The organism is Paenibacillus endoradicis, assembly GCF_024721975.1.
Genome location: NZ_JANQBB010000001.1, coordinates 355,886 through 380,708, shown reverse-complemented (window position 1 = coordinate 380,708; position 24,823 = coordinate 355,886). Strand labels below are relative to the sequence as shown.

The following is a 24,823-nucleotide window of genomic DNA, read 5'->3' as shown; positions in this document are numbered from 1 at the left end:
ATCACCTCCGAGTTACCGCTCGCCCATTACCAATACTTCAGGTATCAATTCAATACCATAGCGTTCTTTCACAACACCTTGAATATGGGTAATTAAAGCGAAAACGTCTTTAGCTGTCGCCTGTCCTGTGTTGATAATAAAATTGGCGTGAAGCTCTGATACTTGCGCTCCTCCACATTGGAACCCTTTCAATCCTGCTTCCTCAATCAATCTTGCTGAAAAATCACCGGGGGGGTTACGGAATACACTCCCAGCACATGCAAGTTGTAGTGGTTGAGTTAGCAATCTACGTCCCTTATGCTTAGCCATTTCTGCAGTAATCACTTGTCTATCACCAGCTTCTAATTCAAAGCTAGCTTCAACAACAAATCCGCTCATTTCCTGCAATACAGAATGACGATATGAGAATTTCATATCATCGCTTTTATACGTTACCAATTCACCATTAGACAGAACAATTTCGGCTGACTTAAAAATACGTGACACATCAGACCCATGCGCACCTGCATTCATGTAGACAGCACCGCCTACAGTTCCTGGAATACCGCCTGCAAATTCCAAGCCTGTTAAGCTTTGTTTGCTTGCCATAACAGCAAGCTTAATAAATGAATAAGCTGCTCCCGCAATGACAGTATTACCTTCGAAGCGCACATAATCTAAGCCATCAGTTGGCTTAATCACAACACCACGAATCCCTTTATCACTTACTAGCATATTAGATCCACGTCCGATACTCGTCCACGGAATACTATGCTTACCAAGTAGCTTGATTAGTGATATAAGTTGCTTCTTGCCTCGTGGAAGGATCATCAGATCAGCCGTACCGCCGATCTTCCATGTTGTATGCTTCGACAGTGGTTCGTTGACGAGATATTCCCCAATTTCTAACTCCTCAAGTTCCGCTATAAATAAATTCAATTGTATGTCCTCCTTCCAAAAATGGCAGTTGCCATCGTTGTGGGTAAGCCCCACCTGAACATGTGATCAACTCCTAGACTTTCTGGTCACGAATTATAAAGTATCTTATGCCTTAACACTTCGTTGTGTGACAATCGCCTAGAGTTCACGTTCAGTTATCGTTTCATTATTCTCGCTAACGCTAAAGCAATTCTGCTTGCTGAATCAGGTACTGCTAAAAATTGTGATGCAGCCGACATTTTCGCAAGTTTATGATCATCTAACAATAAAGCACTCAATTTTTCTAACAAATGAGTACCACTAAGTTCACTTTCAAGTATAATTTCTGCAGCTCCAACAGACTCCAAACTACGTGCATTTGCTTCTTGATGATTATTCGTTACATTTGGAGAAGGAATTAGAATAGACGGTTTTCCAAGCGCGTTAATCTCTGCTAGCGACGAAGCTCCAGAGCGACTAATTACGATAGATGCATCACTTAAAACTTCCGCCATATTATTAATATATGGAAGTAACATAATTTGTCCATTTCGATAAGCAGCATTATCTTTCAATGCTTGCAATGTATCATCATAATAAATTTCACCTGTAGCAAATACAATACGGTACTGCGAAAGTTTTTCTAATTGCTCTTGCTCCCTTGCTAAGGCTATAACCGCTTGATTAAGCGCCTTCGCACCTCTACTACCACCAACAATGAGTGCATAACGTTGGTTAGATTCAAGATCCAATGATGCTCTACCACGGCCTGGTATTGCCTCGATCACTTGAGACGCACAGGGATTTCCAGTAAAGCTAACTTGCTTTGCTTTTGCAAAATAAGATAATGAATCTTCAAAACTTACACCAACATGAGATACAAAGGATGTCAAAAATTTATTCGTCAAACCAGGAATTGCATTTTGCTCATGAATAAAGGTAGGTATGCCTAAACGGGCTGCCGCATAAACGACAGGCCCGCATACATAACCACCCGTACCAATCACAACGTCTGGTTTAAATTGTTTTATTAATTGTTTGGAACGATTGACACCTCGTAAAAAACGGATAACTGTCCGTACATTATCGTAGGACAGTTTACGTTTAAATCCTGTAATTTCAATACTTTCAAATGGAACGTTAGCTCTTCTAACGATTTTACTTTCCATCCCACGCTCTGTACCTATATATAGTAATTCAGTAGCGGAGTCCTGTTGTTGCATATATTTCCCAATCGCTAATGCAGGGTATATATGTCCACCTGTACCTCCACCTGTTAGTAAAATTTTCATCTCTTTCACCTCGAGTATCGAGAAATATTCAACAAGATGCCTAATCCTGTTAGTAGTAATGTTAAGGAAGAGCCTCCATAGCTTACTAATGGAAGTGTAATTCCTGTTACTGGCATCATTCCAATGACAACACCAATGTTAATTAGCACTTGTACACCAATAATGCTCGTGATACCGATCGCAAGTAAGCTTCCAAACGTATCTGGAGCAGCGATAGCGGTACGTACTCCACGCCATACAACGACTAGAAATAATAGAATCAATGTAAGTCCGCCGATGAAACCTAACTCTTCAGCTAGTATTGAGAAAATAAAATCTGTTTGCGGCTCAGGTAAGTAACTAAATTTCTGTCTACTCATGCCAAGACCAAGTCCAACAAGACCTCCAGGACCAATGGCAAATAACGATTGAATGATCTGATATCCACCGCCAAGTGGATCTGACCACGGATCTAGAAAACTAGTAATCCGTTTCAAACGATAAGGTGCAGCAATAATGAGACCAACAAAACCGATAACACCAATTAACGCTAAACCGCCAAGATGACGCATCTGAGCACCGGCAGTATAGATAAGAATCATTGATGCTCCGACCATAACTGCTCCAGTTCCTAGATCGGGTTGTAGCATAATTAAGCCAAACGCCAGAAATACAAGACCTAAAGGCGGTAATAAGCCTTTCGTGAATTGAGTAATTTTTTGTTGTTCTGTGGACAACCACTTTGCAAGAAATAAGATCATACCAAGTTTCATAAATTCAGATGGTTGAATACCGAAAGAACTAATGCCTAGCCAACTACGCGCTCCACCACGAACAACTCCGACCCCAGGAATTAATACTAGGATAAGTAGTCCGAAACAGACGATAAGTAACATAGGGGCCCATTTTTTCCAGACAGTGTAATTCACATTCATCATAAAAAACATAGATAATAAACCTAATCCTGCAAATATCGATTGTCGCTTCAAAAAGTAGAACTTATCACCAAATTCATGAAAAGCTAATACTGCACTCGCACTATATACCATCATTAGTCCAATAAATAATATAAGAAGGATGGAAATTAATAGCCATATATCTGGAGCAGAACGTGTCTTAACCATGCTTTACACACCTCTATAAAATGAAGTAGGGACAACCCCCCTACTTACAAGGTATGCACCGATTTCTTAAACATGCTTCCTCTTTGTTCATAAGAAGAAAACATATCCCAGCTTGCGCATGCAGGTGACAGTAACACAATATCTCCTGACTCCGCTAACTCACTAGCAAGCTTGACAGCTTCATCTAGCGTTTCCTCGGCACTAGCTTTAGGTTCGACGATCTTTATCTGATCTAAACCTGCTAGCTTAGCAATATGTTCAAGTTTATGACGAGTTTCACCAACGGCCACGATACCTTTCAGTCGATCTGTGAAAATAGGGAGTAATTCCATATAATCAGATCCACGATCTAAACCTCCAGCAATCAGTACCAACGGCGCTGATAAAGATCGAATCGTCATCGTCGTCGCTGTCGAATTGGTCGCTTTGGAATCATTGTAGTAGTTGACACCTTCATTCGTTCTTACGAACTCTAGACGATGTTCTACGCCTCTAAAGCTCGTTAAAGGTTCTACAAGCTTCGCTGGGTCAGCCCCAGCTATAAGACATGCTGCAATGGCTGCAATCGCATTAGCGGCATTATGACGCCCAGGAATACCAAGACTACTTAAAGGCATAAGTACTTGTTGCTCTGAATCATTATTCATCCGATATACAATAGATCGGATCGAAGCTTCCTCTGCCGCATTCGGCAACGGATCGCCAGCGATAATCGGTGCAAATGGTGGATCAATGAAGACACCTCTTTCTAACTTCTCAAAAAGCGAGAATGGGAACAATTGACCTTTACACTGAGGCATCAATTGACGGGTAATCTTATCATCCCAATTCAAGATAGCGATATCGTCATCTGTTTGGTTGCTTAATATTTTCGCTTTAGACGCCACATAATCCTGCATATCCCCGTGATAATCTAGATGAGTTTCAGCTAAATTCAAAATTAATGCTATTTTCGGTGCAAATGCAATTGTACCTTTCAATTGAAAGCTACTCAATTCAGCAACAATCCAGTTTTCACTAGACACTTCACTCGCAATCTCACATAGAGGCAAACCGATATTTCCACCAACAACAGGATTTAGATCAGCCGATGTTAATAGCTCTCCAATTAAGGTTGTCGTCGTCGTCTTGCCATTAGATCCTGTAATACCAATAATTGGTGCTTTACTAATCCAATAAGCAATCTCAACTTCAGTAACAACTTCTACATTATTAGTTTGTGCATCAATAATAGGTGATACATGATATGGAATACCAGGATTTTTAATTAATAAGGCAGTCGTCTTATCTACTAGATTTTCGGGATGATAACCACATATTACTTCAATACCTAATTGTTCTAATTGTGCTGCTTCAGGGGACTGCTCGCGAGGCTTACGATCATTAACTGTAACATTCGCCCCTAGCTTATGGAATAGCTTCGCTACACTAACACCACTTCTTGCTAAACCTAATATAATTACTTTTTCATTCTTATACTGTGATGGATGCTTCATATAGAATACCTCTCTTTTTTTCTTGGAGTACATATTTTACGTATAGTGCAAGTTCAAAATACGGATTACAGAATTACCTAATATAGATGTAACGGTCCCCGCCCCGCGAGAACCGTTACATTAATCATTATAGTCTAGGTTCAACAAGCGGCTGTTTTGAACTTCCTCTTATAGAACTAGCAATAAACCTATAACAGCGAGCACTAAACCGACCGTCCAGAATACGGCATCTACTTTCCACTCAGACCATCCAGAAAGTTCAAAGTGATGATGTATCGGACTCATACGGAAGACGCGTTTTTTTCGAATTTTGAATGATGCTACTTGAATTATAACAGATAACATTTCCAAGACGAACACTCCACCAATAATAACTAAGAGCAACTCTGTTTTTGTTATAATGGCTACTGCCGCAATACCGCCACCGATACCGAGAGATCCCATGTCACCCATGAAGACTTTAGCAGGATGTGCATTGTATACTAAAAAACCTAATACTGCCCCTACCATTGCCGCTGAAAAGATTGCAGCATCGTATGAATCTGCTAACAGTGCAACGATTGTAAATGCGCCAAATGCTATAGCACTTGTTCCTGCCAATAGACCATCAATACCATCTGTAAAGTTTACAGAGTTACTTGCAGCAAACAAAATAATAATTACAAATGGATAATAGAACCAACCTAGATCAAAACCAATTTCTGTTCCAGGGATAAGAAGCTCTGTGCTATGACCCATATTGTATAGTTGTGCGCAAACGATAATTGAGAACAATAGTTGTCCTGCAAGCTTTTGCTTTGCTGTTAGACCAAGTGAACGTTTAAATACTATTTTAATATAATCATCAAGAAATCCTACAATCCCAAAACCAAGCGATGCCGTTAATAGCACCCAAAATTCACTAGAAATCTCAGCAAACTTTACGAATGAAATTAACAACGCAAGCATGATAATAACTCCACCCATTGTTGGAGTACCACTCTTTTTCAAATGTGACTGTGGACCGTCTGTCCGTATCTGCTGTCCGAATTTTAATCGTTTCAGTAACGGTATGAACAATGGTCCAATTAAAACTGCTAGTATGAATGAAACGCCTAATGATAATAGAATGACCATCATGTCCATACACTCACCCCTTTTCTAAAGCTTCGACAACCTGCTCCATCTTCATACTTCGTGATCCCTTAACAAGTACAAGGTCATCAGGTGAAATATGAGGCAATAGCCAATCGATCAGCTCTTCCTTTGTTGTAAAATATTGTAGTTGTTCTTCAGAAAAATGATCTTTCGCACCTTCAACGATATGAGCAGCGAGATTACCATACGTAATGATGGCATCTACTTTATCACTTGTCGCATATTGACCCATGTCAACATGCATAGCGATTTCATCGGGACCAAGCTCTAGCATATCACTTAGAACTAACCATTTCTTACGGAAGCCAGTTACGCTTCCTAGTAGATCAATGGCAGCTCGAGTTGCCGTTGGATTAGCGTTGTATGCATCATTTAGTACAATGGCTCCATTATGTGCTTTTGTAGGAGCAATTCGCATACCTGTTAATTGTAGTCGATTAAAGCCTTCTTGAATAAGATTAGCGGCTACGCCGAACAAGCGAGCGACTGCAATGGCTGCCAAAGCATTACTCACATTATGACGACCTGGCGTAGTAATATGTTGCTGTCCTACATTACACGACTCGCCCATATATAATACTTCAAAGCGACTACCAAATGGATCTAGCTCAATGTTAGCCGCTGACCAGTCGTTACTCGCTCCTAATCCAAAACGCTTTTTCTCCAAAGACGATACTATATGCAGTTTATTCATTTCTTCTTCAATCAATGGCTCATCACCGTTGTAGATGAATACACCTTCATCACCAAGCCCATGCACAATTTCAAGTTTAGCTTGAGCTATTCCATTGCGACTACCAAGTTGCAACATGTGGGCATCGCCGATATTTGTAATAATCGCAACATCAGGTTGAGCTATTTGGGTTAATAATTCAATTTCACCAAAGCCACTCATTCCCAATTCAACTACCACAATATCTGTATCCTCTTCTAATGCCAAAATTGTTAATGGAAGTCCGATATGATTATTGAAATTCCCTTGTGTCTTACTCACCTTGTATACTGTAGATAATAAAGCTGCGGTCATATCCTTCGTCGTTGTTTTACCATTACTTCCTGTAATTGCGACTACTCTTGTAAATAATTCACTTCGATAATTCATTGCAAGCTTTTGCAAAGCTGCTAATGGATCACGAACAAGCAAGAAAGGAATATGTGGCAAATCTTCAGGAACAGGCACACCTTTTTTCCAAAGTGCCGCTGTTGCGCCCTTTTCTACAGCATGATAAATATGTTGATGACCATCTGAGTGTTCCCCTACAAGCGGAACGAACAATTGCCCACCCACAGTTCGCGAGTCCGTCATAACACCTTGCACGACCAACTCTGTATTATCACTCTTTAGAATAGCACCGCTCATCTCTGCGAGCTGCGCAACTGTTCTAGTAATCAATGTCATTATCTCCTTCTTGAAAAAACTATGTATCAATCTCTAGTTCTTTCCAAATATTTATACCCGTCAACTATACTACATCTGAATAGCTTGCCAATTCAATAGCTATTTTTAACAATTATGTCTATCACGTTAGAAACATACCAAATATTTAGTAATAAATCGCTAAGAAATTGTCATTTCAAGACCTCATGTGAAATTTCTAATGAAGTCATCTTCCAAGTCCCCAATCATCAAGCACTTTGAAACGAAGCCCAGCTACGTGTACGATTCTATTACAAGAGCGAAGAAACTTTAGCACGAGACTTCAAATGAAAGTTCAAAATCGTGGGTTGTCGCCCGCCAAGAAGATGGCCTCCAGCGAAAACGAGTAGCACAGCGTACGTTTTGTGTACGTGAGCACACGCAGGCTTTCGATGGACGGCATCTTCGACGCCGACTAAGCTACAGCGCGTTACCGCGTGATCACAGTCAGTGATTATGAATATCCTTTAAGGAGAGGTCACCCTCATCCCCTAAGTAAATACGTATAGTCGACCCCCGATCAACACGTTCTCCAGCTGCAGGCGCCTGCTTAATTACGACTTTACCTGATCCTGCACTTGTAAGCATGAAATTCATATTCATATCTTCATATATTTCAGATACGGATTGCCCAATAAGATTAGGCACTTCAACGATTGGAGTTTCACCATATTTATATAAGCGATCGATTTGATCTGTACGTTTTGGTACTTCTAATATTTGCAGAGCATCTTCCATAATGTTACGTACAATCGGTGCCGCAACAACGCCACCGAATTGAATACCTTCTGGATTGTCTACTGCAACGTAGATAACGATTTGAGGATCATCTGCAGGAGCTACCCCAATAAACGATACAATATGTTCGGTTGTCGAGTACCTGCCGTCAATGACCTTCTGAGCAGTCCCTGTCTTCCCTCCCACACGATAACCGTCTATAAATGCATTTCTGCCTGTTCCTTTCGCTACAACACTTTCTAGCGCCTCACGAACTTGCTTAGATGTTTCTTCTGAAATTACTTGTCTGACTACAGTCGGTTCATTCGATTGTACTATTTCCCCTGTATCACGATTAATCCAAGCTTTGGCGACATATGGCTTGTAAAGCGTGCCGCCGTTGACGGCGGCTGACACGGCAGTAATTTGTTGAATCGGAGTAACAGATACCCCTTGACCAAATGCCGTTGTCGCTAACTCAACAGGACCAACTTGACTTAATTTGAATAGAATCCCGTTTTCTTCTCCACCGATATCAATACCAGTTTTTGTTCCGAATCCGAAGTTTCTAATATATTCGAAAAGTTTATCTTTGCCTAGACGATTACCCAGTTCTACAAACCCTGGATTACAAGAGTTCTCAACGACTTGTAAAAAGCTTTGGCTACCATGTCCACCTTTTTTCCAGCAACGTAGTCTAGCTCCACCAATCTCTACAGCACCACCATCATAAAAGCTATCGGTCTGTAAATTAACCTTCTTCTCTTCAAGCGCAGCAGCTAACGTAATAATTTTGAAAGTTGATCCAGGCTCATATGTCATCCAAATTGGCAGATTGCGGTTGTAGACTGATGCATCCACCTCTTGATAATTGCTAGGACTATAACCTGGCCTACTAGCCATTGCTAATATTTCACCCGTATTTGGATTCATCGCTATTGCCATAACAGCGTTAGCGTTCAATCCGGTCATCGCTTGATCTAATTCACGTTCCATCACAGTCTGGATTTGCTGATCAATCGTAAGTTGCAGTGTCAATCCCTCTTGTGGCTCTACATATGTATCAGATGAGTTAGGCATTTGTCTACCGGCAGCATCAGATAGAAACGAAACCATTCCTTGCGTACCAGTTAATCGTTCGTTATAGGTAAGTTCCATTCCCGTTAAGCCTTGGTTGTCGATACCTGTAAATCCAAGTATATGAGCAGCAAGTTGATCATACGGATAATAACGCTTATTATCTTCTGCAACTACAATCCCCGGTAAACTTAAAGCTCTAATTGTAGTCGCCTGCTCCGTAGTCATCTTACGACCACCAGGACCTAGTTGAATAATCATCTGCGTTTTTGAAACTTTCGTTAAGATTTCATCTACCGTCATATCTAGTAATGGTGCTAATGTTTGTGCTGTTTTCTCTTTTTCTTTCACTTGAACAGGAATGGCCCACACAGTCGGTGTACTTACGTTATAAGCTAGTCGTACTCCATTACGATCCCATATTTCACCACGATTTGCGACATAAGGTATATTACGGCGCCAAGAATTTTCCGCTTTCTCTGATAACTCCGCACCTTGAATAAGCTGGACATAACTTAACCGAACACTTAAACCAACAAAAGCGATAATTGCAAACATGAGAATGGTGAACAGTCTTCTTCTAACCGTCACATTAGAAACTTTCATACTCTATCCCCCTACAACTTTTCTGCACTTCTCCATAATAGCTATGGAAATAAAAGTACATCGTAAGCTTGAATTAAGAACATACATAGCAAAAGCGTTACTTTGCTCTCTACATGCTATTCATAATTCGGACAAGATAGAACCTGTACCATTCGGACTCATGAGTGTAACTACCGCTTATTGCATGACAAAATTATTTTGATTGTGAGACGCTGCTACCCCGCACATAGTAGCGAAAGAGGACTAATCGCTCATGGAAAAACGATAGCAGTCGTTTTTGTCCTCGGATTTATTAAATCCGAGGACAACTGCGATAGAAACAGCGATTGGTCACCGTAGCGCCACACTCGCAAAAGTTAGCATGCATTAGAGAATTCCTTGTTCAAGATTAATACTACTCCCCAGATGTTGATTGTTCTTCTGCACCATCATCTGTCTCGTCTAGACCATCCGTCACATCTTTATCAGCTTTATCCAACGTTCCATCAACGTAATATTCCGACTCCTTCAGCGGAGACAACATAATGTTCAACACTTTTGATTTCCCATCTTCGATAAGCTGTTGCGAGTAGACATATCCAGCACCTTCTATTTTCAGTTGTACGCCGAGTAACGCGGCAATTTCTACAGCATCACGTAGCGATACACCTGTAAGATCAGGTATGCTCAGATTCTCTTTCTGCTCAGTCACTAGGTAGACGGTTTGAGTCGGATGAACTAGCGTTCCAGCAGTAGGAATCTGTTGTTCTACAATAGAACCATCACCAATAAATTCGAATGGAAGACCTGCGTTTTTAAGTTTTTCTTTGGCAAGTCCTCCTTTCATCCCTGTAACATCAGGTGTAGTTATCATTACTTCTGTCGGTGTTTCGCCTTCTTCTACTGCAATATTTTCATAGTTAGGAGCAATATTAAGCTTTCTTAAACTTTTCAGCATAATTTCACGGAATACTGGTGCAGCTACTTTACTACCACCAGCGTTTTTATCGTTAGGCTCATCTACTATTACTAAAACGATTAGTTGCGGATCATCTACTGGTGCATATCCTATGAAGGAAACGACGTACTTATCAGACGAATACTTATTACCAATTACCTTTTGTGCTGTACCAGTTTTTCCAGCCACACGATAACCTTCAATATAAGCGTTACGACCAGTACCATCAATTCGATCGGATACTACTTGTTCTAAGTACTCATTGGCAAGTTTAGAGGATTCCTCAGAAATAACTCTACGAACAGTGGTTGGTTCTGTTACAATCGTTGTTTGTGTAGTTGGGTCTGTTTTACTTTTCACAATATATGGCTGCATTAATTCTCCGCCGTTAGCAACGGCAGCAACTGCTGCTATCTGTTGAATTGGTGTTACTACGACACCACCTTGTCCAAAGGCAGCGGCAGCAATCTCACGATTATATTGGAAGCGAATTGTACCTACTGCTTCGTTAGGAATTTCAATTCCTGTTTTTTGAGCAAACCCGAAATTATTAAAGTACGCTTTCAACTTCTCGCCACCAAGACGTTCAAATCCTAATTTAACAAAGGCAACGTTACTGGAAAATTTCAATCCTTGCAGAAAAGAAATTTTACCCCAACCATATCTGTTATGATCACGAATCGGATTTGGATCGCCAGGAACATAGATCGAACCTGATTGATATAACTCATCTGGGTCAAATACGCCTTCTTCAATAGCTGCAGCTAACGTTACAATCTTGAAAGTCGAACCAGGCTCATACAGCGAGCCAACAGCATGATTGTACATGTTACTATAATCGCTATCTCCATAGTTATTCGGATCGAAATCTGGCATATTAGCCATCGCTAAAATTTCCATCGTATTAGGATCTGCAACAATAGCAGTAGCACTTTTCGGACTATACTGTTGAACAACACTACGAAGAGCTTCTTCAGCATAACCTTGAATATCAGCATCTATTGTTAATTCAATCTTCTGCCCATTTTTGGGAGCAACATATTCTACATCACTACCAGCGATCTGAACTTTCTGACCATCCTTTTGGTAGGAAATATGACCATCAGATCCAGTTAATAAGTCATTGAATGTCGATTCCACACCCATCTTATTCTCACCATCAATACTAATATAACCTATTAATTGAGACGCTATTTTATGTTGTGGGTAGATACGCTCATAGGTCTCTTCGATATAAATGCCTGTATCTGCCGCTTTTTTTTCCATAGATAATTTCTTTTTCAATTCATCCGAGAATGCTTTCAATTGATCGGCCACTTCTTTTTCGATTTGCCAGCCGCCTTTACGTAATTCACGATTAGAGTAATAAGTTCCATCATCACGCTTAGCATTCACATTAGAATTAACCGTATCCTCTGGCATACCAAGAATCGTCTTTAACGCCTCAGACACTTCATCTTCTATTCCAGCACCATGGATCAATTTTGGATTAATAGACACGTTATATGCTATAGCATCCATCGCAAGTACATTACCTGAGCGGTCTGTAATAGTACCTCGCTTTGATTTGAAAGTTTCCGAAGTAGACCAACGTTTTTCTGCTAATTGCAGCCACATCGACCCTTCTACTACTTGAACTTTATAAATATGAAAAATAAGAAAGAGAAAAAGGAGGGTGATTACCCCTCCAAGTAGTAGTGTACGTAATTTAATTCGTTTTATCATCTCTATCACTTCCTATTCAAGCTTTGCCGTTGCTCCAGATGAGCTCGGCTTCTTGACAATGATTCCTGTATCTAGGCTACTTACCATTCCTAAAGATTCCGCAAACTCACGAATGCGTTCAGGATCACTTAACGTTTGAACTTCACGCTGTAGTTGTTCAACCTCAATCGTCATTGCTTTCATTTCACTATTAATTTGCTTAGCTTGCAAATTACCATAGTAAATATCAGCATACCTAAATATGATAACTCCTGAGATGATAACTGCTAATAGTACAGCGGCAAGATATAATACTTTTTCCCCTGCTGGTATAGGTTTTTTACGAACGACTTTTTTCTTTGTTTCACGTATGATGTACTCTTCTTGTTCTTTACGCTTAGGTTTCACTGCTAAATTACCATATTGATAGGCCACGATTAATCCCCCCTACAGCTTTTCTGCTATTCTTAATTTGGCTGATCTTGCTCGTAAGTTTTGTTCAATCTCTAGCTCACTTGGCAAGATTGGCTTACGTGTTATTAATTTCAACTTACCTTTCGTACCACAAACACACATTGGAAAATCAGGTGGGCAAGAACATTTTTCTACGTATTTAACAAATGTTTGTTTGCAAATACGATCTTCTAACGAATGGAATGTTATTACGGAAATTCTTCCTTCAGGAGCTGTGCAACGCACTGCTGCTTCTAAAGCTTCTTCCTCTGAACCAAGCTCATCATTCACAGCTATTCGGAGTGCTTGGAATGAACGCTTAGCAGGATGCCCTCCAGTACGTCTAGTAGCTGCAGGAATTGCATTTTTCACAATCTCTGCTAATTGTTCCGTTGATTCAATCGCATTAGTCTGGCGGATTTTCACAATGGAACGAGCGATGTTGCGAGCAAACTTTTCTTCTCCATATCGATCAAGAATACGAGCAATATCTCTTTCATCCCACTCGTTCACAATATGATAAGCCGTCAATTCCTCGTCACGATCCATACGCATATCTAATGGAGCGTCTTGATTATAACTGAATCCACGTTCTGCTTCGTCAAGCTGAGGGCTGGAAACACCCAAATCGAATAAAATACCATCAACTTGTGGAACTCCGTCCAACATAGGTACATTGCAATGCTTTAACTCCTGTTCAAGATAGCGGAAATTGCTGCGAACAAGCGTAACTTTATCCATATAAGGGGCAAGCTTAACCTTTGCATTCTCATGTGCCCAGTCGTCCTGGTCGAAAGCAATAAGACGTCCCTGATCCCCTAATGATGCGGCAATTAGCTGGCTATGTCCCGCTCCACCAAGCGTACAGTCGACATATATTCCATTAGGCTTAATGTTAAGCCCTTTGACTGCTTCCTCCAATAAAACTGTTGTATGCAAAAACACGTTAAATCCCCCAATTCATGTTGTCCTATTAGAAATTAAAATCAAAGTCTACAAGTTTTTCAGCGATCTCATTAAATGTTTGCTCTGATTCTTCATAATAGCCTTCCCAAGATGACTTACTCCATACCTCTACCCGATTGGAAACACCTAATACCATGCAATCTTTTTCAAGCTTTGCATACTCTCTTAGATGTTGAGGTAGATTGATACGACCCTGCTTATCCAAATCACATTCGATCGCGCCAGAGAAGAAAAACCTTGTAAAGGCACGTGCATCTGCTTTCATTAATGGTAAAGTTTTTAATTTTTGCTCTAATACTACCCACTCACTTGCAGGATATATGAACAAGCAATTATCTAAGCCGCGTGTTGCTACAAAGGTTGATCCGAGTTGATCACGAAATTTAGCTGGGATTATAATACGACCTTTGTCGTCAATGCTATGTTGATATTCTCCCATAAACATAATTTCGCTCCACCCCTTCCCCTTTTCACTCCACTTCGCTCCACTTTCCACCACTAAGTAAGACTATTTCGCCACACAAAAGAAAAATCCTGCTTTTATAAGCAGGATTCTCTAATTATTTTATTTATTTTTTATTCCCAGCTATCAAGATAAGCCACTTGATCTTGCGTTAAAGAGTCAATCCCCATGCCAAGCGCTTCTAATTTCAAATTAGCAACTTGTTGATCAATGTCGTAAGGGACATTAACAACTTGCTTACCAATTGCTTTGTATTGATCATTTACATATTTCAAGCTTAACGCTTGAAGTGCAAACGTCATATCCATAATTTCTGCGGGATGACCATCACCAGCAGCTAGATTTACAAGACGACCTTCTGCAAGTAAATAGAATTTGCGACCATCTGCTAGTTTGTATTCCTCGATATTACGGCGAACAGTACGTTTGCCCACACTCATTGCGTCAAGGTCTACTTTGTTCACTTCTACATCAAAGTGACCAGCGTTCGAAAGAATCGCTCCGTCTTTCATCACTTCATAATGCTCTTTACGAATAACATCACGGTTACCTGTTACTGTAACGAATAAATCACCAATTTTCGCTGCTTCTACCATTGGCATAACTTTGAAACCATCCATGTAAGCTTCAACAGCTTTAATCGGATCTATTTCTGTTACAACAACGCTGGCACCAAGACCTTTAGCACGCATTGCAACACCTTTACCACACCAACCATAACCAGCGACTACTACTGTTTTACCAGCGATAACTAAGTTAGTAGTACCATTTATTCCATCAAATACAGATTGTCCTGTACCATAACGGTTATCGAACAAGTATTTGCAGTATGCATCATTTACAGCAACCATCGGAAAAGTAAGTGTTCCTTCTTTTTCCAAAGCTTTCAAACGGATGATACCCGTTGTCGTTTCTTCAGCACCACCGCGTACATTAACTGCATGTTGTTTGCTTTCAGTATGCAATAATGTAACAAGGTCTCCACCATCATCAATGATTAGATCAGGATTACTTTCCAAAGCTTTCATATTAAGCATCTTGAATTCTTCTGGAGATGGATTATATTTGCCGAAAACAGTTATACCATCTTCTACCAAAGCTGCACAAATATCATCTTGTGTTGAAAGTGGATTACTTCCTGTAATCGTAACCTCTGCTCCACCTGCCTGAACGACTTTAGCTAAGTAAGCTGTCTTCGCTTCTAAATGCAAAGAAATTGAAACCTTCAACCCTTTGAAAGGTTGTTCTTTCTCAAACTGTGCACGTACTTCATTCAAGACAGGCATATGACTACTTGCCCAATCAATTTTCAAATGTCCTTCAGGGGCAAGTGAAATGTCAGTAATAATACTTTTTTCTAAAACGTTCATAATCATCCTCCTATAATTAACAATAATGAATTTGAACCAACAACTTATTATATGTAGTACAAGAGCGCTTGCTAATAGGCAAGTAGCTGAATTGTATCTGAAAGAAACATTCATCGGAAGATTATACTTGTCTTCCGATGAATGGAAGCTTCGAAGCTGAATATACTAAAGTTCCAATCTTCGTTATCAACGTCTGCTTTTTGAACTTCCTATACTATAAGTATACTATCTCATGCCCACCTGTTCTACAATAAGTCACCGCAAAAATTGCATCTAACCACGCTTTATCATATCTATTCCAATATGAAATCATAGACAGTACTCGTTCTTGTGGTTTACCGCTAGGTTTCAACGAAAGTTCAACTCGATCTAATTGACGAATAGCAGCTTCAAACTGTTTCTGCTGTGCATCTACTGTCTTTGCTTCCATATAAGTCATTTGCTCTATAATTTTGTTCATATTTGTATCACCAAGCTTAGATAAACCACTTTGAATCGATCCAGCAAGTTCAATGAGTGGAGCATACATTGCTGTGAATTGCTCTCTCACATGTTTGAATTGATCTGCAACATGTAATTCATCTTGATCATGTAGCCATTGTTGCTTACGCTCTTGGAAATGATCCATCACATCAGCGAATGACAATTCGTATTTAGTCATATTTTTAGCAATAATACCTTCGACAAGTGTATATGACATACGAGGTACAATAATAGGCATTTCCATTCCTAGAACTTCAAATGCTTGTTTTGTTAAGCCCCAATATGAAATTTCTCCAGGACCAAGTACAGTCGCCAGTACTGGGAATAGATAATCTTGCATTAACGGACGTGTTAATACGTTGTTACTGAAACTTTGAGGTTTGTTTTCCAACAATTCCTCTAGTTGTTGCATCGTCCAATGATACTGGTTTTTACGATCACGGAATTCACCATTCTCTTTATATAACAAGACCCGATCATTTTGACTTTCCTCAACAAATAGAAACAAGTTAGCACTATTCACTGTTACATCTGCTTGAAGTGAATAACCTAAATCTCGAACAGCCTGTGCAGATTGAAGATATGCCTGTTCTAATTCATCATTACGTTTCAATAGCTTATTGAACATGCTACTCTCAATTTCTCTAACTTGTGGATCATCAGAATCAATAAGTACTAACCCGTACTTAGCAAATAATGCGCTCAACATATTTCCGAAGAAATCAGATAATGAAGTTGACTTTTCTCCCATTAGTTGCAGATCTAGAATAAGCTGCTCTTTAAATTCAGATCCTGGTAATTGCTGTGACAATTCTTCTAATGCTTCTTGCCATTGTTCCGTGCTAATGGATGTTCGACTTACAGATGTTCTTAACGAAGCATCTCTATTTATAGATAGTTTTTTCAATTGCTGTTCTGTTGAGATCAAATAAGTATGATTCACTTCATCCCAATCATGATCTTCACCAGCAATCCAAAATACAGGAACTACTTTCTCTTGTAGCTGCTCGCTTGCTGATAATGCTGCTTGTATAACAGAAACTGCTTTATGGACAACTAGTAAGGGCCCTGTCCAAATACCAGCTTGTTGTCCACCAATTACAACTTTTGCTCCGTGTGCAATGTGATCAATATTAGCTAACGTTTCTTCACTTGCAGACAAACGTTCATTGTATGCTTTAAGCACATTTGCTAATGAGCTACTTTCCACGCGAGTATGTTGCAATTGGGTTAATCTCGTCGAGCGCTTAATCCAATCCTCTGTATTACCAGCATAGTAGCCATACAGCGTTTCGATAACTTGCTGCTTACCTTCTATATAATCTGCTGATAATGCTTGAGCAATAGGTAATTCATATTTATGTAGATCGACCACTGCCTCACTACCTCCTCAAACTTCACTATGTGTTTTACTTCTAAACTAAATACACTATATAACGATAACTCATTACTGTGTCATTGTACACAATAGCTAAGTTTCAAGTCAAAAGAAAAACGTCCCTACTAAAGTAGAGACGTTTGATGTTTCTATATTAAGAAACAGTAAATGCCAGTTGTAACAACATAACAATAATAAAAATGATATATAGAAATGCAGTAGCGAAAAACGTAATACGCCATACGACTCGAAGGATCTTCTTCCATGGAATGATGCCATCTTTACGATAGTGCATGTTTCCAAGTAATCCTCCTCCTATTATCATGACTAACAATATTCCATATATACCAAATTCGCTATTAAATAATTCATTAAACAATGCAGCGACACAAGGTATGAAAAATATGGTAGATACGTCCATTGCTACACGAATTGCTTTCTTACGGTCTTTTACAAATGCACCATATCCTAAAAAAACAATAATAAAAGGAAAAATTGGTATAATTGCAATCCCCGAGAAGATATTTCTAATAAAATCCCACATAAGCTACTATTATTCACTCCCCTATTTTTCAGGATGTAGTGCTAATATTAATTGTACTATGGCCATATTAAGACCTGCTTCATATCCATGTTTCGAAGCGATTTTCACAATTGCTCCATTAATGGCAAGTATCTCTGTCACCCGATGAGCCAAAACATCGCTTAACATCGAAGAAGTGTTACTGGATGTTGCTTCACAAATATGTAGTACTTGGTCAAAGCTTACATTACTAATTTCTAACTCATCAAAAGCTAAAATAGTTCTAGTCTCTTCAAACAGTTGTTTCATTAACTGCAATCTAGTAGAGTCAGACGATAGTTTTCCATTCTTCACACCAAAAAGGGCAGTTAATGGATTGATGACTGCGTTTGCAATTAATTTACGATAGATCGCTTCTCTGATGTTTTTCGACACCAATGTCTTAAATCCTGCCTGAAATAACACTTCTTCCAATATTTTCTGATGTATCTTATCAGAATCACGACCTAATTGATCACCTAGGTTGGTTAGTCCGGCTCCTGTATGATGTACTTCGTTAGATTGTACTTTTAGTGCGGCCTCGCTTATCACAGCTGTTATTATCGGCTTATTCGATAGTTCTGCTAATCTTTCAATATGTCCTATACCATTTTGAAAGGCTACTAAAGTACAATTCTCATATTGCTGTAAAAGCAGCTTAATTTGAGCTAACAGCTCATTATCTAATTGAGTTTGTTTCACGGTAAGTAATATGTATATTTCATCTGTTGAACTAAAGTCTAATGGATGCAAAGCAAACTCTTTAAGTGATCTATATGTCCCCTGCGTTTCTGTTCTACTTTTACCTGCTCTATCTACTAACGTAATTCCTTCTGTTCTCAGAAATTCGGCTTGTTCGATCGATCTTGTCCAAAAATGTACAGCATACCCAGCTTGTATAAGCTTGGCTCCATACAACGTACCTATTGCACCATTACCAATGATTTCAAACCTCATGGTTATCCACATACCTTTCAACAAGTTTTACATACGTTTTAAGTTTGTATCATTCACCACATCGTTATCAAATTCAGCTTTTTGAACTTCCTCTTTATAGCAATAAAAAAAGTGTTACTATATATAGTAACACTTCTCCCACCTCAAACTCTATTCAATTCTCTCCAGGTTACCATTTGCATCCATTTTGAATCGAGGTTTTTTCTCTTCTTCAGTTGAAAGAACTGTTAATCTTCTTGCACGATCCATAATTTGAATTAATGTTTTGTAATCATCATTCACAGCATGGTAATCGGTTTGAACGATATTTACTTCTTTCGCCAATCTTTCATTTTCTTGACGAAGTCGATATAGTTCATCTTCACGATCTTTCAATGATTTTTCATAACTACGGATTTGGCGCGCTAAATCTTGATACGTCATTTTCCATTCGCGTAAAAAACGAATGACTGAATCAATAGACATACTCTCTTCTATTGAACCTTGTTCCATTCTAATAGGTCTTTCATCTGTTTCAAACATCGTTATAGATGATACTTGTGGAAGTGAAGCCACCTGTTTCTTCATATAATTACGTTTATGTCGTTGTTGTTTTGCGATTTGAATAGCTTCATCATACTGTTTTCTAACAAAACTATTCCAACGGAACCCACAAGCAGCTGATGTACGACCAATACGTTCACCAACTTCCTCAAAGGCTGAAAGCTGAGTACTACCTTCTCTAATATGGCGCAGTGTTACTTCTGCGAGCATTAAGTCATCATCCTGACTCCATGCATCTTGTCTTATAGCTGTCATGCTATTATAACCTCCTAACGTAAAGGCACTTACTTAGATTCTATGTGCTTAGTAGAGTTCATAGAATCTATTGGTTACTATTTTGTATAACCAATTTCAAAAAAACTCATACATTTTTTCTAATAATCATGTACATACTATGAACAAGTTCACAAATATGATGAAATATTTTCGGTTTTTAGACATGGAGGATGTTTACAGTTGTTACTGCTAGCGATATAATGAGATTTAGGAAATTAGGTCGTTCATCATGAAAGGGGGTTGCTGTATGGCACGTATGTATAGAGTACTAGGTTTCTGGTGCTTAATAATCGCATTGATGGCTTTTGCTGGACATATGTATGAGTTTTCTCTATTATTCTTTGCACAAGCTGTTGCATTCGCTTTCCTAGGATATTTGAATTTCTCAGAAAAAACTTACATAACGATGTTCTGGGGATATATGGTGATCTCATTTGTAGGATTCACCTATTGGTCGGTATTCGAAATGAGTATTCCTTTCTAAGACATCAAATTTTCAAACAGGTCGTACAGGTTAATTACTTGTACGACCTGTTTCCATTATTAGAGGTAGTTCAAATAGCGGACTTTGATAACGATGACTGGTTTTGTAGGTTATTCGACATCGAATATGAAACGAACTTGGAAAGTCTGGTACGCCTGTACTAGACATGTACACTTGCATTTCCTCCTTCCTCAAGTAGCGTTCCATCTTCTCGGTTCTTAAAGCCCGCTTTTTGAACTTTCAATTTAATAGGTGGTTCATAAAGCAAATGTAAGAAATAATAGGTCATGCTATTGCATACAATTATGGATAAGCTAATGCTTTTCTCACAAGGAAGTATCTTATTAAGCTACGAAAAGTTTTAGGAGGTAAGGTAGCGTTGAATCTAATCGTGATGAAACCACGTATCATCATATGCTTGCTAGCGGTACTCATGTTTTATACTATAACGACTCCTTCCGCAATTGCTGAGCCAACTATAGAATCGATATCACCTACACAAACTGATGAGGACGAGGATCTGCAGCAGATATTACAATCGAGTCTCTCTGTAGTAGAACTAGACAAAGAGATCGGTCGAATCGGTCAAAAGCTTGAAGTTTTGCAACAAACGTTAACGTTAACGGAAGATCAAATTGCTCAGCAAGAAGATCAAATTGCTGAAAAACGTGATCAGGCTGGTAAAGTACTTCTTGCTTACTATATGGGTGAGAGAGATGGTATCTTTCTTAATTTTCTTAAAAGCGATACACTCGAGGGATTACTTCTCGCTATCGAATTTGTAGAAATTATTATTTCAAATGATAGGGAAATACTAACCTCTTATGTAGATGAATATCGCGTGCTGCAAACGAGTTACGATGCTTACAAAGTTGAACAGAATAAACTTACAGCACTCCAAGAAGAACTACAATTACAACGCAAACGTGTCGTTGCGCTAGAACAACAAATCGACGAACAATTGGCAGGAAGAACCGATGCCGATCGAGTTCAATTACTGATTGAGCAGTTAACTACTTTCTGGGAAGACAAAGGTCTTATTGAAGTGAAAACCTATTTCCAAGAGCTAGCAAAGTCTATGAATGAGCTGCCAACTTGGTTACAGGAAAATCAGCAATATATCTCGATGAAGGGCTTCAAATATACGATTGAATTACCTGATGATGCTCTTAATAGCTTCTTAAGAAATCAGAATAAAATGTTTAATGATTTCGAGTTTATTTTCTTAGAAAATGCCATCATTGCGCGTGGGAAACGGGATAATATTGAAATTGAAATTAAAGGTCACTATTCACTTATAGAAGAGCCAACTAACTATATACAATTTACTGTTGATGAGCTCTATTTCAATGGATTCTTATTACCTGATGAAACTAAAAATGATCTTGAGTCACAATTCAATTTGAACTTCTATCCTTCCTATATTCTATCTTTGCTTCGCGCAAAATCAGTAACAACAAGTGATGGAACATTAACTATTGAACTGCAGTTATCCCTCTAGGCCCGAACATTTACATAACAAAATGGCAAGTACTAGCACCAAAAAGGGGCTTGTACTTGCCATTTTGTTATTATTGTAATAATTTAAGTTTGTCCGATAGTAAAGAAGCCTGATCCCACTGTTGTTTCACACTCAAATATTCTGCCGGCCAATTTGGTGATACATTCATCAGTTGCGATTCCGTTAACTTCTGATTCAACAAATTCCCAATATTATTTACAACAGCACTACTACTTAGTGTGTATTCCATATTTCTAGTTGGAGCTTCTTTGTAGTTCTGTGCATTTGTACTAGCTAATTGCGTAACATGCTCAATCCATTCAATCGCAGCAACCGCTTGTTTGCTATTGGCTTGAATAACAAAACTATATCCATTAAGCCATGGCACTGGTATGAGCAGCTCATTTGAATCATATTGCTCGAATAACTCTTCTTCACTGGACATAAATTCTTCCCATGATGTCATATAGTAAAGTGGCCAATTTTCCTTTTCTACATTGGGTTCCTCTATAGCATTATCTAGTTGAATTTTATGCTCATGCTCAGCTAACCATTGTACAATCGTTAGTTGCTCCTCACTTAACTCCCTATTCGATATTCCACTCTGTCTGGCAAGATCACCATAAGTTAACCAGACCAGCATAGAGTTATAGCTATTATCAGCAATATTAAGCAAATCAATTTCAGTGTCATTTCGCTCTACTTTGGCAAGCATTTCTAACATATGATCCCAATTACTACTTGTTGCTACCTCAACTTCATTCACAATTTCTGGTATATTATTATGTATAATTTCCTCTATCGGTTCTTTAGTAACATCAACAGCATCGTCAATAGGGTTTTCAACAGCTTCATCGACAAACTCTTGTAGTAATTTATGAGATAAGATAATGTATGGATTACTAGAATATGGAACTCCCCATAGATAGCCATTCCATCTCAATGCATCTGTATAGCCTGGCAAATGACTTGCTAAAGAATCACTATTCATTAAACGATCTACCGGCTGTAACAAGCCTTTCGTAGCTAAAGGCAATATCCACTCGTTTGGAACAAGTTGTACATCACCAAGTTCATCTAGCTTAGACTTTAGTTCCCATTCATCATAATCATATTGTTCTGCATATTGATTCGTTAAAGTCACTTCAATATTAGGATTCGAGTCTTCGATCAATATTCTTAACTGATCTAACCGTTCAAACTGTTCTTCATCTAGTGAAACGAATATGTGTAATTGCTCAGTTTCAATAACTTTTTCTTGATCAACAATTATAGCGGCAGGTTCATCTTTATCTTTATATAGATCACTTACATAATTCCAGTTCAATTCGCGTGTCAAAAAGATAAAAGCTACTATAATGATCACCATAGAACCTAGCATCAACAATATGTAACGTCTATTGAACACAACTTATCTCCTTTACGTCACGGAATACTTCAAGTATATCAATTTCCTAACAGTAAGTATATCGCTTTCATCCTTCTATAATCAATGTTAAATGGAATTTCAGTATATTTTTACCTTAATTTTTGTGTGAAATTAGATAAAAAAACAGCCGTTAGACATTTCAGCTATGAATGTCTAACGGCTGTTTTCATTTATAACAAATCGGCTGCTAATTGTGCTAGTTTGGATCGCTCGCCTTTTTCTAACGTAATATGTCCGCTTAGTTGCTCCTGTTTAAATTTCTCCACAATGTTAGTTAAACCATTACTCATAGAGTCTAGGTATGGATGATCAATTTGCTCAGGATCACCTACCAAAACTATTTTGCTACCCTCTCCGACCCTTGACACGATTGTTTTAATTTCATGACTTGTAAGATTTTGCGCTTCGTCAATAATAATGAATTGGCCAGGTATTGATCGTCCACGGATATACGTCAATGCCTCAACATGAATACTTCCCAGTCCCATCAATATTTTATCAATATCTCCTGATTTTTTTGTATCAAATAAAAATTCAAGATTATCATAAATCGGTTGCATCCAAGGACGTAATTTTTCATCTTTCTCCCCGGGCAAATAACCAATATCTTTACCCATTGGAACAACGGGTCTTGCTATAAGCAATTTTTTATACTTTCGTTCATCTTCTACTTTCATAAGGCCTGCAGCAAGTGCTAACAGCGTCTTCCCCGTACCTGCTTTACCAGTCAAAGTTACGAGTGGAACATCATCATTCAATAACAATTCTAGTGCCATACGTTGTTGTGCATTACGCGGGGTCATCCCCCACACAGGATCATTGCTTAGAAATAACGGCTCTAACTTCGTTGCTTGAGCATTAACCTTTAATAAGGCTGATTTGGTAGTACCCATCTCATCTTTCAAAATAATAAATTCATGTGGATTAAATCGTTGTCTTAATTGTAAATTATTAATGGTGAGAAATCTTTGATTATAAAATTCATCGATTATAGACGGATGCACTTGCATATTGAAGAAGCCAAGATATCGATCACTTTCTTGAATATTAGGATCACTGACATAATCTTTCGCTTCAAGTCCTAGCACATCAGCTTTAATTCTCATTAGTACATCTTTACTGACGAGTACAACACTTTGACGTTCTTCTTCTGGTAGTAAATTTTGCTCATTATGATAATTCAATGCAACGGCAATAATTCGATGATCATTCGTAATTTCTCCGAACATCTCTTGTATCTGTGCAAAATTACGATGATTCAATTCCACTCGAATAATCCCACCTGTATCGAGTATGATTCCGGAGTGTAACTTTCCATCTTCTTTAATTTTATCTAACAATCGAGATACAGATCTTGCGTTTCGACCCAACTCGTCAGCAAGTCTCTTCTTCGAATCAATTTCCTCCAGAACAATTGCTGGAATAACAACTTCATCATCAGGAAAAGCAAATATTGATTTTGGATCATGCAATAATACGTTTGTATCGAGCACAATTATTTTCCCCATATTAGTTCCTCCCCATCTTCATGGTTAGCATACATAGCTAACAGCCATTACGGTTACACTATGAAAG

General features: G+C 38.7%; 21 protein-coding genes. 2 read left to right on the top strand and 19 right to left on the bottom strand.

The features are described from left to right. Window positions 1–12: 12 nt before the first annotated feature. The 16 genes from murB to NV377_RS01540 form a co-directional block, all read right to left on the bottom strand. Window positions 13–918 (bottom strand): UDP-N-acetylmuramate dehydrogenase, encoded by a 906-nt coding sequence (murB, locus tag NV377_RS01615; protein WP_258199431.1) that lies wholly within the window; start codon window positions 916–918, stop codon window positions 13–15. A gap of 155 nt (window positions 919–1,073) precedes the next feature. Then, window positions 1,074–2,189 (bottom strand): undecaprenyldiphospho-muramoylpentapeptide beta-N-acetylglucosaminyltransferase, encoded by a 1,116-nt coding sequence (gene murG / locus NV377_RS01610; protein ID WP_258199430.1) that lies wholly within the window; start codon window positions 2,187–2,189, stop codon window positions 1,074–1,076. 5 nt (window positions 2,190–2,194) lie between these two features. Beyond that, on the bottom strand, window positions 2,195–3,292 hold the full coding sequence (gene spoVE, locus NV377_RS01605; RefSeq protein ID WP_258199429.1) for a stage V sporulation protein E: 1,098 nt from the start codon (window positions 3,290–3,292) through the stop codon (window positions 2,195–2,197). A 44-nt stretch (window positions 3,293–3,336) separates the two neighbouring features. Then, window positions 3,337–4,788, bottom strand: coding sequence for a UDP-N-acetylmuramoyl-L-alanine--D-glutamate ligase (gene murD / locus NV377_RS01600; protein ID WP_258199428.1), 1,452 nt, complete (start codon window positions 4,786–4,788; stop codon window positions 3,337–3,339). Between the two features lie 168 nt (window positions 4,789–4,956). Continuing rightward, complete coding sequence (mraY, locus tag NV377_RS01595; protein ID WP_258199427.1) at window positions 4,957–5,913, bottom strand: phospho-N-acetylmuramoyl-pentapeptide-transferase; 957 nt, start codon at window positions 5,911–5,913, stop codon at window positions 4,957–4,959. 4 nt (window positions 5,914–5,917) lie between these two features. Continuing rightward, window positions 5,918–7,324, bottom strand: coding sequence for a UDP-N-acetylmuramoyl-tripeptide--D-alanyl-D-alanine ligase (locus tag NV377_RS01590; RefSeq protein ID WP_308860047.1), 1,407 nt, complete (start codon window positions 7,322–7,324; stop codon window positions 5,918–5,920). A 465-nt stretch (window positions 7,325–7,789) separates the two neighbouring features. Continuing rightward, the gene (locus tag NV377_RS01585; protein WP_258199425.1) at window positions 7,790–9,742 is read right to left on the bottom strand and encodes a stage V sporulation protein D; all 1,953 of its coding nucleotides are present in this window, start codon (window positions 9,740–9,742) and stop codon (window positions 7,790–7,792) included. Window positions 9,743–10,136: 394 nt separating this feature from the next. Next, window positions 10,137–12,404: a penicillin-binding protein gene (locus NV377_RS01580; protein WP_258199424.1), complete on the bottom strand. Its 2,268-nt coding sequence runs from the start codon at window positions 12,402–12,404 to the stop codon at window positions 10,137–10,139. 12 nt (window positions 12,405–12,416) lie between these two features. After that, window positions 12,417–12,818 carry a cell division protein FtsL gene (ftsL2, locus tag NV377_RS01575; RefSeq protein ID WP_258199423.1) on the bottom strand — a complete coding sequence of 134 codons (402 nt, stop codon included), beginning with the start codon at window positions 12,816–12,818 and terminating at the stop codon, window positions 12,417–12,419. A 12-nt stretch (window positions 12,819–12,830) separates the two neighbouring features. Beyond that, window positions 12,831–13,781 (bottom strand): 16S rRNA (cytosine(1402)-N(4))-methyltransferase RsmH, encoded by a 951-nt coding sequence (gene rsmH / locus NV377_RS01570; protein WP_258199422.1) that lies wholly within the window; start codon window positions 13,779–13,781, stop codon window positions 12,831–12,833. Between the two features lie 28 nt (window positions 13,782–13,809). Beyond that, window positions 13,810–14,247, bottom strand: a complete 438-nt coding sequence (mraZ, locus tag NV377_RS01565; protein WP_258199421.1) for a division/cell wall cluster transcriptional repressor MraZ — start codon at window positions 14,245–14,247, stop codon at window positions 13,810–13,812. A 131-nt stretch (window positions 14,248–14,378) separates the two neighbouring features. Then, complete coding sequence (locus NV377_RS01560) at window positions 14,379–15,635, bottom strand: adenosylhomocysteinase (protein ID WP_258199420.1); 1,257 nt, start codon at window positions 15,633–15,635, stop codon at window positions 14,379–14,381. 214 nt (window positions 15,636–15,849) lie between these two features. Then, window positions 15,850–17,493, bottom strand: a complete 1,644-nt coding sequence (gene bshC / locus NV377_RS01555; RefSeq protein ID WP_258199419.1) for a bacillithiol biosynthesis cysteine-adding enzyme BshC — start codon at window positions 17,491–17,493, stop codon at window positions 15,850–15,852. A 157-nt stretch (window positions 17,494–17,650) separates the two neighbouring features. Continuing rightward, window positions 17,651–18,040: a DUF3397 domain-containing protein gene (locus NV377_RS01550; RefSeq protein WP_258199418.1), complete on the bottom strand. Its 390-nt coding sequence runs from the start codon at window positions 18,038–18,040 to the stop codon at window positions 17,651–17,653. Between the two features lie 21 nt (window positions 18,041–18,061). Continuing rightward, window positions 18,062–19,015, bottom strand: a complete 954-nt coding sequence (locus NV377_RS01545) for a ketopantoate reductase family protein (RefSeq protein WP_258199417.1) — start codon at window positions 19,013–19,015, stop codon at window positions 18,062–18,064. Window positions 19,016–19,165: 150 nt separating this feature from the next. Then, complete coding sequence (locus tag NV377_RS01540; protein WP_258199416.1) at window positions 19,166–19,813, bottom strand: RsfA family transcriptional regulator; 648 nt, start codon at window positions 19,811–19,813, stop codon at window positions 19,166–19,168. Window positions 19,814–20,081: 268 nt separating this feature from the next. On the opposite strand from NV377_RS01540, the gene NV377_RS01535 reads away from it, so the two are divergent. After that, window positions 20,082–20,318 carry a DUF2626 family protein gene (locus NV377_RS01535; protein WP_258199415.1) on the top strand — a complete coding sequence of 79 codons (237 nt, stop codon included), beginning with the start codon at window positions 20,082–20,084 and terminating at the stop codon, window positions 20,316–20,318. 30 nt (window positions 20,319–20,348) lie between these two features. Here NV377_RS01535 and NV377_RS01530 read toward each other — a convergent pair whose 3' ends face one another. After that, a complete protein-coding gene (locus NV377_RS01530; RefSeq protein WP_258199414.1) occupies window positions 20,349–20,492 on the bottom strand; it encodes a hypothetical protein in 144 nt (47 codons plus the stop codon). Window positions 20,493–20,697: 205 nt separating this feature from the next. Here NV377_RS01530 and NV377_RS01525 point away from each other — a divergent pair, with 205 nt between their 5' ends. Then, window positions 20,698–21,819 (top strand): coiled-coil domain-containing protein, encoded by a 1,122-nt coding sequence (locus NV377_RS01525; RefSeq protein ID WP_258199413.1) that lies wholly within the window; start codon window positions 20,698–20,700, stop codon window positions 21,817–21,819. 70 nt (window positions 21,820–21,889) lie between these two features. On the opposite strand, the gene NV377_RS01520 is transcribed toward NV377_RS01525, so the two are convergent. Both NV377_RS01520 and NV377_RS01515 read right to left on the bottom strand, forming a co-directional pair. After that, window positions 21,890–23,227 carry an extracellular solute-binding protein gene (locus NV377_RS01520; RefSeq protein WP_258199412.1) on the bottom strand — a complete coding sequence of 446 codons (1,338 nt, stop codon included), beginning with the start codon at window positions 23,225–23,227 and terminating at the stop codon, window positions 21,890–21,892. Between the two features lie 191 nt (window positions 23,228–23,418). After that, window positions 23,419–24,756 (bottom strand): PhoH family protein, encoded by a 1,338-nt coding sequence (locus NV377_RS01515; RefSeq protein WP_258199411.1) that lies wholly within the window; start codon window positions 24,754–24,756, stop codon window positions 23,419–23,421. Between the last annotated feature and the right edge of the window lie 67 nt (window positions 24,757–24,823).